The sequence below is a fragment of the Herpetosiphon sp. NSE202 genome, assembly GCF_042688385.1.
Lineage (GTDB): Bacteria > Chloroflexota > Chloroflexia > Chloroflexales > Herpetosiphonaceae > Herpetosiphon.
Map to the genome: position 1 here is coordinate 292,545 of NZ_JBHUPY010000005.1, position 13,816 is coordinate 306,360.

15 protein-coding genes and 1 riboswitch are annotated in these 13,816 nt (G+C 49.7%); all 15 genes read right to left on the bottom strand.

Translation table 11 applies throughout. The features are described from left to right. Positions 1–52 precede the first annotated feature (52 nt). The 15 genes from ACFMKP_RS07315 to ACFMKP_RS07385 all read right to left on the bottom strand — a co-directional run bounded on the left by ACFMKP_RS07315 (position 53) and on the right by ACFMKP_RS07385 (position 13,803). Positions 53–691, bottom strand: coding sequence for a superoxide dismutase (locus ACFMKP_RS07315; RefSeq protein WP_382290685.1), 639 nt, complete (start codon positions 689–691; stop codon positions 53–55). Between the two features lie 237 nt (positions 692–928). Then, positions 929–2,263 carry a hypothetical protein gene (locus ACFMKP_RS07320; RefSeq protein WP_382290430.1) on the bottom strand — a complete coding sequence of 445 codons (1,335 nt, stop codon included), beginning with the start codon at positions 2,261–2,263 and terminating at the stop codon, positions 929–931. Between the two features lie 460 nt (positions 2,264–2,723). Next, positions 2,724–3,407, bottom strand: a complete 684-nt coding sequence (gene rpe / locus ACFMKP_RS07325) for a ribulose-phosphate 3-epimerase (protein WP_382290432.1) — start codon at positions 3,405–3,407, stop codon at positions 2,724–2,726. A 61-nt stretch (positions 3,408–3,468) separates the two neighbouring features. Beyond that, entirely contained in the window at positions 3,469–4,236 is a 768-nt protein-coding gene (locus tag ACFMKP_RS07330; RefSeq protein WP_382290434.1) for a GNAT family N-acetyltransferase, read from the bottom strand. Positions 4,237–4,384: 148 nt separating this feature from the next. Next, entirely contained in the window at positions 4,385–4,786 is a 402-nt protein-coding gene (locus tag ACFMKP_RS07335; protein ID WP_382290436.1) for a VOC family protein, read from the bottom strand. A gap of 102 nt (positions 4,787–4,888) precedes the next feature. After that, positions 4,889–5,257, bottom strand: a complete 369-nt coding sequence (locus ACFMKP_RS07340) for a hypothetical protein (protein ID WP_382290438.1) — start codon at positions 5,255–5,257, stop codon at positions 4,889–4,891. A gap of 59 nt (positions 5,258–5,316) precedes the next feature. Continuing rightward, positions 5,317–5,820, bottom strand: a complete 504-nt coding sequence (locus ACFMKP_RS07345; protein WP_382290440.1) for a GNAT family N-acetyltransferase — start codon at positions 5,818–5,820, stop codon at positions 5,317–5,319. A 67-nt stretch (positions 5,821–5,887) separates the two neighbouring features. Beyond that, positions 5,888–7,105 (bottom strand): methionine adenosyltransferase, encoded by a 1,218-nt coding sequence (gene metK / locus ACFMKP_RS07350; protein WP_382290442.1) that lies wholly within the window; start codon positions 7,103–7,105, stop codon positions 5,888–5,890. Positions 7,106–7,128: 23 nt separating this feature from the next. Next, positions 7,129–7,545: a type II toxin-antitoxin system VapC family toxin gene (locus ACFMKP_RS07355; protein ID WP_382290443.1), complete on the bottom strand. Its 417-nt coding sequence runs from the start codon at positions 7,543–7,545 to the stop codon at positions 7,129–7,131. Then, positions 7,545–7,775 carry a hypothetical protein gene (locus tag ACFMKP_RS07360; protein ID WP_382290445.1) on the bottom strand — a complete coding sequence of 77 codons (231 nt, stop codon included), beginning with the start codon at positions 7,773–7,775 and terminating at the stop codon, positions 7,545–7,547. Before ACFMKP_RS07360 ends, ACFMKP_RS07355 begins: the two co-directional genes overlap by 1 nt. A gap of 113 nt (positions 7,776–7,888) precedes the next feature. Next, a complete protein-coding gene (gene ahcY / locus ACFMKP_RS07365; RefSeq protein ID WP_204756966.1) occupies positions 7,889–9,151 on the bottom strand; it encodes an adenosylhomocysteinase in 1,263 nt (420 codons plus the stop codon). 112 nt (positions 9,152–9,263) lie between these two features. Then, complete coding sequence (locus tag ACFMKP_RS07370) at positions 9,264–10,226, bottom strand: carbohydrate kinase family protein (RefSeq protein ID WP_382290447.1); 963 nt, start codon at positions 10,224–10,226, stop codon at positions 9,264–9,266. A gap of 51 nt (positions 10,227–10,277) precedes the next feature. Continuing rightward, entirely contained in the window at positions 10,278–11,297 is a 1,020-nt protein-coding gene (locus ACFMKP_RS07375) for a hypothetical protein (RefSeq protein ID WP_382290449.1), read from the bottom strand. Continuing rightward, positions 11,275–12,342 carry an S-methyl-5-thioribose-1-phosphate isomerase gene (gene mtnA / locus ACFMKP_RS07380; protein ID WP_382290688.1) on the bottom strand — a complete coding sequence of 356 codons (1,068 nt, stop codon included), beginning with the start codon at positions 12,340–12,342 and terminating at the stop codon, positions 11,275–11,277. The genes ACFMKP_RS07375 and mtnA overlap by 23 nt, the downstream gene beginning before the upstream one ends. Before the next feature lie 49 nt (positions 12,343–12,391). Continuing rightward, a riboswitch (SAM riboswitch) is annotated at positions 12,392–12,491 on the bottom strand. Positions 12,492–12,597: 106 nt separating this feature from the next. Then, a complete protein-coding gene (locus ACFMKP_RS07385) occupies positions 12,598–13,803 on the bottom strand; it encodes an NAD(P)/FAD-dependent oxidoreductase (RefSeq protein ID WP_382290451.1) in 1,206 nt (401 codons plus the stop codon). Between the last annotated feature and the right edge of the window lie 13 nt (positions 13,804–13,816).

Here is a 13,816-nt window from a genome sequence, read left to right on the forward strand (position 1 = left end):
TAATTGACATAAAAAGCGGGCTGCTCGTAGCTACGAGCAGCCCACTTTGGGTTTATTTGGCGATGGCCAGATCGTAACGTCGGCCAACTTCGCTCCAATTAATCACATTCCACCAAGCGCTCAAAAACTCGGCCCGTTTTTGGCGAAACTTCAAATAGTAGGCATGTTCCCACACATCAACGCCGAGCAAAGGCGTTAGCCCTTCCATATACGGGCTATCTTGGTTGGGGTAGCTGGCGAGGTAGAGCGTGCCTTTGCTATCGGTTGAGAGCCAGCCCCAGCCCGAGCCAAAGCGCCGCGAAGCAACATCGTTATAGCTGTTTTGGAAGCTACCGAATGAACCATATTTGGCATTAATTGCCGCTGCCAAGGCCCCGCCAGCACTGCCGCCACCCTTAGGCGAGAGCGTTGCCCACCAAATTGAGTGATTGGCATGGCCACCAGCGTTGTTGCGCACTGCGGTCTGAATCGCGCTTGGTAAATTGCTCAAGCCATGCAAAAGTTCAGCCACATTCATGCTTTGTAATTTGGGATAATCGGCCAAGGCTGCATTTAAGTTGGCAACCATCGTATTGTGATGTTTTTGATGATGAATGTACATCGTTTCTGCATCAAGCTGCGGTTCCAATGCACCATAATCATACGGCAAGGCTGGCAGGGTGAATTTGCCGTTGGTTGGCACGGTTGCCATATCAAATGTTTTGCCAACGCCGCCATATTTTTTGGCACTCGCCTCTTTGTTGCCCCAAATTGCGGCCAAACTGCCCAAGCCAATTGCACCCAAAAATCCCCGTCGCGATAGATTGAAACGTCCTGACATTATCACAACCTCCACTAGACCATGCTTTTATATTGCTCCATTCGTTGAAATAAGCGCTTTGGTTTTAGCAAAATTGTGATAATTATTAAATATTGGTTAAGAATAGGCTTAATTGACCAGAATTTGCTGCGTACTTGCTCGTAGCGATTGGTGGGTACTTTGGCGAATTACATAGCTCAAACAGAGCAAGCACAGCGGCAAAACAAGCCACGATTCCCAAGCGAAGTTGCTGGTTTGCAGTGTATTGAGTGGCATCCCTTGGGCTTGAGCAGTAAGGCCGAGTGCAATCCAACGCGAGCCAATCAGGCCAAGCATCGCTATGCTGAGGCCAATTTTGCCCCAGCGGCCAAGCGTTGGCCATACCAAACTCAACACAATTAATTCAAGAAACGAGAACGACCAGCCAACCGGCCTGCCCCAATACAAGAGCAAAAAACTCAAGCCATAGAGCAATGGAAAGCCAACCTGTTTGCGCCAAACCAGCCAACAACTTGCAGCTAACCCAATCAACCATAAGCCAAGTGCCAATATTTGGGCGCTATTTGGGTTGATCCCAAGATTGATTAAGCCTTGCAATGGTGTGCGGTTCCACATGCTCATTGGGCTTTGTTCGGCCACCGCAAAATTAAACCATTGGTATTCGAAGGTATTGGCTAAATAATTAAAAGTTTCGTGACGTAGCGCACTATTCCAGCGCCAAATTTCTAACCCAATCAGCCCTAAAGCCAGCGCTGCAATGCTGGCAATTCGTTTAATTAACCCTTGCCGCGCCGCTGAATCAGCTACATTGCAGTAAGCCAGCGCTGCTAAAGCCACGAAAAACAGGGCATAGAAGGGCTTAATCAACAGCAGCAGGGCAATAATTAGCGCCGCAGCCAGCCGCGAACCATAGAGCGCCCAATAACCGCCAAGCAAACTGCCGAGCAGCAACAAGGCTTCAACATTGCCCGAAACAATGCCCAGCATACATTCCAAACTAAGCATCACCAAGATTGTCCAAGCGCTGCTTTGTTTGGTCAGATACAGCCAAAATCCCACAAATCCAAGCGTTGCCATACTCAAAATTGCGGCCATGCCAAGACTGTTAATCTGCAAACTCGTGACCATATTGGCCAATGTTGGTGGATAAAGATATGGCCCAACAATCTGACCAACCTGATCATATTGCGCCTTAACTGCCAGCTTTGCCGCGGGATCGGGTGCGTTGAGCATGCGCTGTTCCCACAGATGCACGCTGCGCCACATTGCTTGGGCCTCAGCAATCGCCGGATATGGATTAGCCTGGTGTTGCATGCGTTCGGCAGCTAAAGCGTAGCTTTGAAAATCGACGCTTGCGATGCCCCGCTGTTGGTTTTGGTACACCACACTATAGCCAAAAGCGACCCACATCCCAAAAATCATCCAGCCAACCAGTGTGCCCACTCTTCGCCAAGCAAATGTCATACGCAACCTTTCGAGTGCTAAGCCTTTGGATCGGCAGGGTTGGAATGGTGCAATGCAAGGGCAAAATGCAACTATAAAGCAGAATCTGTGGCTAGAGGTTTCCAAATGGCGTTGGTCTGACAGTTTTGGCTGGGGTTGAGGTTTTTGCGTTGCTAAAGCTGTTGGAACCAAAATGCTACCCACTTGGAACAGGCTTTGGAACTGGTGCTTGCTATATTAAGCCTACACACTCTCATTGCGGCGCTCCTGTGGTTTGGAAGCATCAGGGCAGTTGGCCGCTTGGTAAACGTGGGACTTTACCAAGCGGCCAGCACCGCATTTAAAAAACATTCTTTAACGCCAAAACCCCGCAGTTGCGGGGTTCTAGCGAGAGAAGAGAGGAGAAGGAGATGGAAGAAGTATAGGCCATTGCTCCTATTCTGACATTCCCTATAATGGGTGATTTAGCGGGTGACTTAAGTCATGCCAAAGCGGCGACAAAGGCATCCCACGCTTGGTGAGGCGTGATTGTTGACGAATAAAAGGCTGAGCCTGCAATCAGATTAGTCGCCCCTGCCTGCACAATCTGGGCAATATTACTTGGTTTAACCCCACCATCGACCTGAATCACCGCCTCATGCTTGCGTTGATCAAGCAAATTGCGCACGGCTGCAATTTTTGCTAGGCTGCGTTCAATAAAACTCTGGCCGCCAAAGCCAGGATTAACCGACATAATCAGCACCAAATCGAGATCTTCGAGTATATCTTCGAGGCTGCTGACTGGCGTAGCTGGATTAAGCGCCACGCCCGCAGTACAACCAAGCTCGTGAATGCGCTGAATTGTGCGGTGCAAATGCACGCTGGCCTCTTGATGTACCGTAATATGGTTTGCACCAGCCGCAGCATATTCCTCAAGCAGCACATCGGGATTGCTCACCATCAAGTGGACATCCAACGTTCCCTTGAAATATGGCCGAATCGCCTTGATGACTGGTGGACCAAAGGTCAGGTTGGGCACAAAATGGCCATCCATCACATCAACCTGAATCCAGCTACAACCTACTTCGTCGGCGGCCTGAACATCGGCTCCAAGGGTGGCAAAATTGGCCGATAAGATCGATGGGGTCAGCTCGATGGCGCGGCCAGCGTGGTATCCGATTGGCATAAAACTCCTCATTGTGTTTAATCATGCAGCTCTATTAAACCACACATCGAACCTAGCTTGGTCAAAACTCAATCCGTAATAAACGCGTTGCACTAGCCATTCCTGCCCGTTCTAAGGTTTTTTTGGAATTATGGTTGTAGTACCAGCAGCCAGCGATTGGCTGAATTTGTTGGTTTTGGCAATGGCGAATTAATGCTTGAATTAAGCGTGTGCCATAGCCTTGCTGACGATAGGCCAGATTGATGTGCATGCCAATGCTGGCCACCTGGTGATAGATGCTGCTTGGCTCGATAATCCCAAAGCCAATAATCTCGTCATTAATGCTAAAACAAAACAGCTGTTGCCACGCCACTCGTTGCGGAATTTGATCAAACAAATCGCTGGCATGCTCAGTAATCAGCCCAATATCGGCTTCAGTTGCAAGCCTGAGCTGTTCGTTCGGGCTTGCTTCGGGCACGTTTTGGTGATTGGCTTGGAAAAAATAGGCTTGTTTCTGCAATTGACGATATTGATCGAGCGCATGGCTCAGCAACCATTGATCGTTGGTTGGCACAAAGGCAGCTTGCACATTGGCTAATTTTTTGGCTTGCTCAAAAGCAATTTGGCCATACTGCTGATAGCCAGGTTGCAGCGAAAAATGCACCAGCATGCTTGCATCATGCACTGCGGCTAAGCCAATAACTGCCTGATCAAGCATAATCTGATACCACGCTGCATGCAGTAAACGATCCTCGAAGAATGAATCGACATGGGTTGGCAGCTGAACATAATATTCAGCGATGGCTGGTTTGATTGCAGCGAAATCAATTGTTATAAAGCGCACGTGCATTAGTTTGCGATCCTTGTCTTTTGGCTAAGCCACGGTTTGTTGCTCAGAATGATACACCAATGCCTAAGCGAGGATTTTCTAGGGGTAGGTAGGGGCAACAGCTAGCTGGTTGTGATTGAAACATAGAGGGCTAGCTGCCGAATAACTCTTAGATCTGTTGAGCTAGCTCCCAGAGATGGCCAGCAGGGTCGGCAAAGCTGGCGGTACGCACGCCCCACGAGCGATCAATTGGCCCATTGATAAACTCAACGCCACGCTCACGTAATTCTGCATAGACTGCATCGGTATTAGCAACGGTAATCGTATATAAGGCGCGTGTATCGGCTTTGGGCACAGCCATCGGCGCAAGCAATTCAACTGCTGCGCTCTCGGTGAGCAGGTTAATCAATGTTGAGCCAAATTGAAAAACCATGGAATTCTCGTCGCTGAAGACCATTGGCAAGCCAAATGTTTGCTGATAAAACTGGCTTGTGCTCTGCATAATCGCATCGGGCACGAAGAGGGTAATTGCGCTAATCGCTCCATCAGTCCAACTAGCTTGGTTATTCATTCGTTCCTCCTTGAAAACACCGCTCTATAATAGAACATATTTTCGTTTTTTGGATTGAATAAAAAACCATCTGTTGGAGATGGTTGCTTATGTTCGCTTTGATTATTGCTGTTGCTGATTTTGCTGTTGCCACTCGGCGTACGAGGTTGGGCCTTGGTTGCGCTGGTGGCGGCTAATAACGAGCTGTTGTTTCGCCCGTATCAGCTCTGCATCAACCTGCCATGTAGACTGATCATTGTATACACGTTGACGGCGCTCGGCCTCTAGCAGTTCAATATACTTCTTGCCACGGGCTTGGGCTAGGTTTTGTGAACTGGCAGCGTCAGGGTTTGTACGCGCTTGATGCAACGCTTGTTGGTAGCGCTGTTTGGCAGTTTGTTTGGCTTCTTCTTGTTTGGATAAATGGGCTACGTGGACTGCGATGATCAGGCCGATAACCGCAAGCGCAATGCCCCAAAATAGTGTATCCATAAACATTCTCCCTGCATTATTTGGCTTTAATACGCCAGCGTTTGGGCAAGGTTACAGGCTTAAACTGCATCAAAGGCTGGGTGATAGGAAATTGTTCCATCCAAGCCTGCCAATGCGTGCTCAACTAATTCTTGGGCCATAAAAAACTTGGCAGCAACCGGATAATGGCAGCGCAGATTCCAGTTGGCAGCAGCTTGAAAGCCAAAGCGTTGATAATACTCAGGCCCGCCCAACACAACCAAGGCCTGAATTTGGGCTTGGCGACAAGCTGCAAGCCCAGCATTGACCAAGGCCGAACCAATGCCCTTGGCCTGTTGGCTTGGCAATACTGCTAACGGGCCTAAGCCCCAAATTGTGATGCTGTTTGGCGCTTGATCATACTGCACAGGGCTGAACAAAATATGCCCAACCAACTGCGCATCTAATTCGGCAACTAAGGAAATGATGGGCGTTACTTGACGTAATTGGTTAACTAAATCGGCTTCGCCATTGCGGCCAAAGGCTTGTTGATTGATCGTGGTGATGGCTGCAATGTCGGCGCTGGTTTCAGGGCGAATTAACATGATTTGGCTCCTAAAATGCCAAGAGCCACCATTTTATAGGTAGCTCTTGGCTAGAATTTGCTGAAATTTACAGGCCAGCTTCGGCGCGCAAGGTTTCGGCTTTGTCGGTGCGTTCCCATGGCAAATCGATGTCGGCACGGCCAAAGTGACCGTAGGCAGCGGTTTGGCGATAGATTGGGCGGCGCAGATCAAGATCGCGGATGATCGCGCCTGGGCGCAAATCGAAGTGCTTGTTGATCAGTTCCAACAATTTTTCGTCGCTGACTTTGGCGGTGCCAAAGGTTTCGAACGAAATTGACAATGGCTTTGAAACGCCAATGGCATAGCTAACTTGCAATTCGAAGCGATCGGCCAAGCCAGCGGCCACGATGTTTTTGGCAACGTAGCGGGCAGCGTAAGCAGCTGAGCGGTCGACCTTGGTTGAATCTTTGCCTGAGAATGCGCCGCCACCGTGACGAGCAACGCCGCCGTAGGTATCAACGATAATCTTGCGGCCAGTCAAACCTGAGTCGCCCATTGGGCCACCGGTTACGAAGCGACCGGTTGGGTTGATGAAAATCTTGGTGTTTTCATCGAGCATGCCTTCAGGAATGACTGGCTTGATTACCAAATCGATCACATCTTTGTGGATGCGTTCGTTATCAACGTTGGGGTCGTGTTGGGTTGAGATCAACACAGTATCAACGCGCACGGGCTTGCCGTGGCTATATTCGACGGTTACTTGGCTCTTGCCGTCTGGGCGCAAGTAGCCGACTTCGCCGGTTTTGCGCACTTTGGCCAAGCGGCGGGTCAATTGGTGAGCCAACGAAATCGTCAAAGGCATAAATTCATCGGTTTCGTTACACGCAAAACCGAAGACCATACCTTGGTCGCCAGCGCCAACTTTTTCAATTTCAGCTTCGCGGCTTGCTTGATCGTCGCGGACTTCCAAGGCCACATCAACACCTTGGGCGATGTCGGGCGATTGGCCGTGCAAAGCAACGATAATCCCACAGGTTTCGGCATCGAAGCCGAACTTGCCACGGGTGTAGCCGATGTCGCTGACGACTTTGCGCACAATGTCTTGAACTTCAACATAGCCCTTGGTGGTAACTTCACCAAGAACGACGATCAAGCCAGTGGTGGTAGCGGTTTCGCAAGCCACCCGCGACATTGGGTCTTGGGCCAACAATTCATCCAAGATCGCATCGGAAACTTGGTCACAAATTTTATCGGGGTGTCCTTCAGTCACCGATTCTGAGGTGAAGAAGAACTGTGGAGCACGCATAAATGTTGTTGCGTCCATTGAGTTTTATCTCCTAGCAGCAATTAAGTATTGAGGAGCAATGCAGTAAAACCAGCTTGGATAAAGTGTTTATCCGAAGTAGCGGCCTCATACAAGCCTTGTTCTTGCATTACAACAAAAGAAATACAATCAGTTAAACCCCATTGTTTATCATCACGTTGATAATATAATTCAACACCTTTATGAAATAAATCAGTTGATACTGATTGTACAACAATATTTGGTGTTGTATAACAAGAGTTTATAAATCGAACAGCACTACTTCTTAGTGAGCCACTTAATGCATTGGCAATTTCAGTTAATACTGCTTCTGTGATCCAAACTTGGTGGGACTGATGGATATACGGTAATAACTTGCGTGCTTGCTGATGATAGGTATCATTTTTATTAAGTAATGCTTGAACAAATGCTGTATCGACAAAAACTCGCTGAAGTGCCATTAGCTCGATGTATCCTTATCACCATAGAGATAGTGTTGATGATTTTCCGACCAATCTTGAGGCATTGTTATTGTTCCAGTCAATTCCTGCAATACATCCCAAGCATTGATTGGTTCTAATGCCTCATCAGTATGCACAGTAATGGTATAGGTCGTATTTGGCTTAAGATCAATGTGTTCTGTAGGCCGAAATACTTCTCCATCAAAAATAACTGTTAGCTGTGCATCCATAATGATCGCTCCATTGTGATGTAGCAGAATTGGGTTGATTGCTAAACCCAATTCTGCTACTGGATTGTATCGCACTTGATACTTCAGGTTTATACCGCAACGGCGGAATTAGACTAGGTGCCTTCTTCCCATGAGTTGAGGTAGGTTACTTGAGCTTCGGTCAAGACATCGATGCTGATGCCCATTGCGGCGAGCTTCAAGCGGGCAATTTCTTGGTCAACTTCAACTGGCAAAGCGTAGACTTTGTTTTCCAATTTGCCTTTGTTGGTCAAGAGGTATTCGCTGGCCAAGGCTTGGTTGGCGAATGATTGATCCATCACGGCGCTTGGGTGACCTTCAGCCGAAGCCAAGTTGATCAAGCGGCCTTCGCCCAACAAGTTGATGCGGCGACCATCGGCCATAACGTATTGATCGATGAATTGGCGAGGTTGTTTCTTTTCAACAGCCATTTTTTCCAAAGCTGGAATATCGATTTCAACATTGAAGTGGCCTGAGTTACAAACAATCGCGCCATCTTTCATGGCAGCGAAATCTTCGCCGTCGAGGACGTGAATATCGCCAGTTGCGGTGATGAAGATGTCGCCGATGCGCGCTGCATCAACCATTGGCATCACGCGGAAGCCGTCCATTGCAGCTTCGAGGGCTTTGATTGAATCGATTTCGGTGACGATGACGTTTGCGCCAAGACCATGGGCGCGCATCGCGATCCCTTTTGAACACCAGCCGTAGCCAGCAACAACCACCGTTTTACCAGCGATCAACACGTTGGTTGCGCGGATAATGCCGTCGAGGGTTGATTGGCCAGTGCCATAGCGGTTGTCGAACAAGTGCTTGGTTTGGCTGTCGTTGACCGCGATCACAGGGAATTCGAGCACGCCTTGGTTGGCCATAGCGCGCAAGCGAATAACGCCGGTGGTGGTTTCTTCGGTTGAGCCAATCAAGTTTGGCAACAATTCGCGGCGATCTTTCAAGACGGCGCTCACGAGGTCGGCACCATCGTCCATGGTGATATGTGGAGCGTGGTCAAGGGCGGCTTTCAAGTGATTGTAGTAGGTTGCGTTATCTTCGCCCTTGATGGCATAGACGGGGATTTCGTCATATTGCACCAATGCTGCGGCAACATCATCTTGGGTTGAAAGTGGGTTTGAAGCTGCCAACACAATATCAGCGCCACCAGCTTGCAAGGCGCGCATCAAGTTTGCGGTTTCAGCGGTAACGTGCAAACATGCCGACATTTTGATGCCTTCAAGTGGACGTTCTTTGCTGAAGCGTTCGCGCAATTGGCGCAAGACTGGCATTTCTTGCTCGGCCCAGGCAATGCGGCGCATACCTTCGTCGGCGAGCTTAATATCTTTAATATCGAAATCCTTAGCCACGAAAAACTCCTTAATAAAAGTATGAAGTCAAAGGGATGAAGGATGAACTGCACCCCTGAATACCTGAATCGTAAGCTACCAGCGTAGCATTACTGACATGACCATGGTTGATTTAGCCGAATAATTCAGCTAAAAGTGGTTCGGCACCAAAATTTTCTTCGTAGCGAGCCACGAAATCGGCTTTGGTGTAGCGATGTTCTTGCGTGCCGTGATGCTCGATGGCATAGCATGCTGTCAAGCTGGCGATCCGACCGGCGACTGGCATGGGCAAACCTGCCAAGTAGCCTCGCACAAATCCGGCGCGGAAGGCATCGCCTGCTCCAGTTGGGTCGGCAACTACGGTTGCCTTGGCCACTGGAATCTCATAAACTTGGCCATTGTGGTAGATTGTAGCACCTTCGCCGCCTTTGGTAACAACCGTTAGGCCAACGACTTGATGCAATTCTTCCTCGGTGCAGCCAATTTTTTCTGCCATCATGGCAAATTCATAATCGTTGCCGATCAAGGCTGCGGCGCTGCGGCAGCCGGCCAGCAATTCAGGGCCGTTCATGCGGGGTGCTTGCATGCTTGGGTCATACAAGTAGGGAATATTGTTGGCTTGGCATTCGATCACCAACTGCGCCATGGCAGCAGGATCGTTAGGCGCAATAATCACAAAATCTGGGCGATGGCCATCGAGTGGCAAGCGCTGGCGATGGGCTTGGGCCATTGCACCTGGATAGAACGCCGTAATTTGGTTGTCGGAAAGGTCGGTGTTGATAAAGCACGAGGCGGTGAAATCGCCTTCGATAACTTTGATCAAGCCAGTATCAACCCCAGCGTTTTCGAGCCAGGTTCGATATTCGCTGAAATCTTCGCCGACGGTTCCCATAACGGTAGGGCGTTCGCCAAGCAAGGCCAAGTTATAGGCAATATTTGGCCCTGTGCCGCCACGCATGCGCTTCATCGACTCTACCAAGAAGCTCACGCTCAAGACGTGAACTTTATCGGCCAAAATATGATCTTTGAATTGCCCAGGAAACACCATAATGTAATCGTAGGCAATTGATCCAGCTACAACAATCCGCACGAACATACTCCTAATATGAGTAACGATATCGCCGCTATGCTACGTGGATAGCAGCGCTCACTGCAATTTATAGTGCGTCCGAATGACGCGGCTAACCTCGGCCAACAGGCCAAGCGCGTGATCGGCGTGGCTTGGCTCGTGTTGAGCAAGGCCCTGCGCAATCGTTAATAACGAGCCATCAAGAATGCGACTGTTGAGAATATCACGATCGAGTGCATCACGTAATAATTCAGTCCATTCGTTGACCACAGCGCTGACCGTCATTTCGGCCAGCTGAGCGGGATCGCTGGGCAAACATTCCCAGATAATCGCCCCGCCGTTTTCCAAATATTCATTGATACATTTGCCACATGCCAGCAACTCTTGGCGTTGCTCTTTGGCACAAACCAACACCCGCATGCCGCTTTTGATCAACAGCTGCCAATCGACAGCCGCTCCTGTGGGCGCGATGCCACAGGCAATTGGGCTATGCTGAATGGTTTCGGCCAACAAGCCATAGGCTTCTGCTTGGCTGATTGGGCTAAATGGCTGGGCTTGGGCATTCCAAAATGGCTCAATCAAACAGACCCAGCCTTGGATGTCGTGAATGCGTAATTCACGAGCCAGCCAACCAATCCGTAAGTGTAAATGTTGTGTCAAGACCTCGCGCAAGCGTTGATCGGCCAATAATGGGCGTTCTTGATCATCAACCAAGGTTAGGCCCAAACTTAACGGGCCATACAAGCCAAAACCCAACGCTTGGGGCCGCAATTGGCGATCATTGAGCCACGGTGTATGATCAAGCAATTGTTCAACGCTGTCAACTGCCACATGGCCAACCGTATTTTCGAGATAGGCCAATTGATGGGCTTCAAGCTGACGTTCGAGTTGGGCTAGATCAAAATGTGGGTCACTGTTCAAGCCAGGAAAGCCATGGGTGCTCAAACTCCATAAGGGTTGAGCGACAAAGGTTGGCGCAATTGGATAGCCTTGCGTCCATCGCATTTGGGCTGCCCATGCACTTGCCTGATTGGTGTAGGGCAGATCAAATGGTGCGATTGCTTGGCAACGAAACTCACTGGCGAGCGTTGGCGGCATTGGCAGCCTCGACCATGGTTTGTAATTGTTCGGCAAATGGCGGGTAGGCAATACCCTGTTCGGTAATAATTGCCGTAACCAAGTGCGCAGGGGTCACATCAAAGGCTGGATGCGCTACTTTGATGCCTTCTGCGGCAATTGCCTGTTGCCCGATATGGGTTACTTCTTGAGTTGAGCGTTGCTCGATTGGAATTGCCGCCCCAGTGGCAGTCTGCAAATCAATGGTCGACGTTGGCGCTGCAACATACAGTGGAATGTTGTGCGCTTTGGCCAAAACTGCCAAACCATAGGTGCCAATTTTGTTGGCAACATCGCCATTGGCCGCAATCCGATCCGAGCCAACAATAATGCAATCAACATGGCCTTGCTGCATAAAATAGGCGGCCATGTTATCGGTAATCAAGGTAAGATCGATGCCTGCCTGCTGCAATTCCCACGCGGTAAGGCGTGCGCCCTGCAAAAATGGCCGCGTTTCATCAACCCAAACGTGAATTGGCTGGCCATCCTCGTGCACTGCCCGAATTGGGGCCAACGCTGTGCCATAGGCGGCAGTAGCCAAACCACCAGCATTGCAGTGGGTCAATACATTGCGCGTTTGGGCCAAAAGCGTTTTGCCATGTTGGCCAATGGCGCGGCACATGGCCTCGTCTTGGTCGCGAATGGTTTCGGCTTCGGCCAATAAGCGTTGACGCAATTGATCAGGTTCAAGCTGCGCATTTGCCTGTGCTATATCGAGCATCCGCTGCGTAGCCCACGCCAAGTTGATCGCCGTAGGTCGCGCTGCATCAAGCAGGCTTTTGGCCTTCGCAAGTTTTTCGATCAATTTGCTGCTGGTTTGGGCCGTGCTGCGTTTAGCAGCCAGCGCCATGCCATATGCCGCCGTAATACCAATTGCTGGCGCGCCTCGCACTTGCATTGAGCGAATCGCTTCGATAACGCTGTTTAAATCCTCACAACGCACAATATCCAGCGTTGCTGGCAAGCGCAATTGATCGATCAAGCATGGCACATCGTCCCACCAAACAGTTTTAAGTACGTCAGTCATTGGTTGCATTACACAAAAAAACCTCTCAAAAGAGAGGCCCGCATGCGTCAACTCATCTATCAGGCCGAACCTGCAGGATTTTGCACCTTCCAAAAAATTGGGGTTGCCGGGCTTCGTCGGGCCAGTCCCTCCGCCCATCTCGATGAGAATCGCGTATTCACTGATATTCCACAGTTCGGTTGGCGATTATAGCATAGTCAATTGCTTGTGACAAATGACTTTTAGCGTGGTTTGGGCAATCTGCCCAATTTGGCTTCAATGGCGATCGAGCCGAAAGATCGCTGCATCGGGGGTTGGGCGTTGACACAGCCGATCGCGTAGCAGTTCGGCAGCAACGATGCTATAGGTAATGCCATTGCCGCCATAGCCCAGGGCCAGCAAAATGCGCGGTTGGTCGGGCAAATGGTCGATATAAGGCAAGCCATCGCTGGTTTCGCCAAACGTGCCAGCCCAGCGATAATCAACGTGCAGCGGAATATGCGGGAAAAAATTATTAAAACGTTTGCTTAATTTGGCTGCTTTGCGTTCAAGCAAGGCATCACGCTTGGCCGGAATATCAATTCGATCATCTTCGCCGCCGATAATCGCCCGACCTTCGCTGGTGGTGCGCATGTAGACATAAGGTCGCGCACTTTCCCAAATTAAACATTGCTCGTGCCAGCCACTGAAATCGCTCAACGGCTCGCTGGCAATCGCATAGCTACTGCGAAATTTGACCAATGTTTGCTTGATATAGTTTTGAGCTTCGTAGCCAGCAGCCAAAATTAAATATTTGGCATGAATCCGACAGCCTGTATCAGTCGTCACCGTCACGCCAGCGCTATCGGCATGCCATTCCTTGGCACTCGTGCGATCGAAAATCTGCGCGCCACGTTGGGCAGCATGCTTGAATAAGCCGTGGGCTAGCTGAAAAGCATCAACTTCGGCTGCGTTGTAGGAATATAAGGCTGCGGGAGCGTTAAAACTAAAGCGTTCGCCAATCGCGCCTTTCTCCAGAAAATCCAAATTAAAACCGTTAGCTTTGCGCAGCTCATATTCTTGGCGTAATTGTTTGACATGCCAACGACTACTAGCAAGATATAAACTTGTCTTATATGAAAAATGGTCTGCTACACCGACCTTTTGCGCAACCTCAGCAACCTTATCAATTGCGTCGCGACAAAGTTGATAGGCGCGAACGGCGTTTTGCTCGCCCACCAATTTGACCAATTCAGTTAGTGGCGTATCAATTTCATATTGCAACAAGGCCGTGCTGGCGCTGGTGCTGCCACCAGCAATCTCGCGTTTTTCGAGCACAACGGTTTCGATATTGGCCTCAGTCAGATAATGGGCGATCAGTGCGCCGCTAATGCCGCCACCGATCACCACCACTTCGCAATTGAGATCCTGTTGTAGACGAGGATACGTGCCTAACAAGCCATTTTTAACGGCCCAAAACGGATAGCCACTATTCAAATCCATGGTCTGAATGCTC

What these genes read in the sequence shown, in the direction of transcription:
- ACFMKP_RS07315 (WP_382290685.1), bottom strand. Translation starts at nt 691, where the DNA reads ATGGCAACCGTGCCAACCAACGGCAAATTCACCCTGCCAGCCTTGCCG.
- ACFMKP_RS07320 (WP_382290430.1), bottom strand. Translation starts at nt 2,263, where the DNA reads ATGACATTTGCTTGGCGAAGAGTGGGCACACTGGTTGGCTGGATGATT.
- rpe (WP_382290432.1), bottom strand. Translation starts at nt 3,407, where the DNA reads ATGCCAATCGGATACCACGCTGGCCGCGCCATCGAGCTGACCCCATCG.
- ACFMKP_RS07330 (WP_382290434.1), bottom strand. Translation starts at nt 4,236, where the DNA reads ATGCACGTGCGCTTTATAACAATTGATTTCGCTGCAATCAAACCAGCC.
- ACFMKP_RS07335 (WP_382290436.1), bottom strand. Translation starts at nt 4,786, where the DNA reads ATGAATAACCAAGCTAGTTGGACTGATGGAGCGATTAGCGCAATTACC.
- ACFMKP_RS07340 (WP_382290438.1), bottom strand. Translation starts at nt 5,257, where the DNA reads ATGGATACACTATTTTGGGGCATTGCGCTTGCGGTTATCGGCCTGATC.
- ACFMKP_RS07345 (WP_382290440.1), bottom strand. Translation starts at nt 5,820, where the DNA reads ATGTTAATTCGCCCTGAAACCAGCGCCGACATTGCAGCCATCACCACG.
- metK (WP_382290442.1), bottom strand. Translation starts at nt 7,105, where the DNA reads ATGGACGCAACAACATTTATGCGTGCTCCACAGTTCTTCTTCACCTCA.
- ACFMKP_RS07355 (WP_382290443.1), bottom strand. Translation starts at nt 7,545, where the DNA reads ATGGCACTTCAGCGAGTTTTTGTCGATACAGCATTTGTTCAAGCATTA.
- ACFMKP_RS07360 (WP_382290445.1), bottom strand. Translation starts at nt 7,775, where the DNA reads ATGGATGCACAGCTAACAGTTATTTTTGATGGAGAAGTATTTCGGCCT.
- ACFMKP_RS07370 (WP_382290447.1), bottom strand. Translation starts at nt 10,226, where the DNA reads ATGTTCGTGCGGATTGTTGTAGCTGGATCAATTGCCTACGATTACATT.
- ACFMKP_RS07375 (WP_382290449.1), bottom strand. Translation starts at nt 11,297, where the DNA reads ATGCCGCCAACGCTCGCCAGTGAGTTTCGTTGCCAAGCAATCGCACCA.
- mtnA (WP_382290688.1), bottom strand. Translation starts at nt 12,342, where the DNA reads ATGACTGACGTACTTAAAACTGTTTGGTGGGACGATGTGCCATGCTTG.
- ACFMKP_RS07385 (WP_382290451.1), bottom strand. Translation starts at nt 13,803, where the DNA reads ATGGATTTGAATAGTGGCTATCCGTTTTGGGCCGTTAAAAATGGCTTG.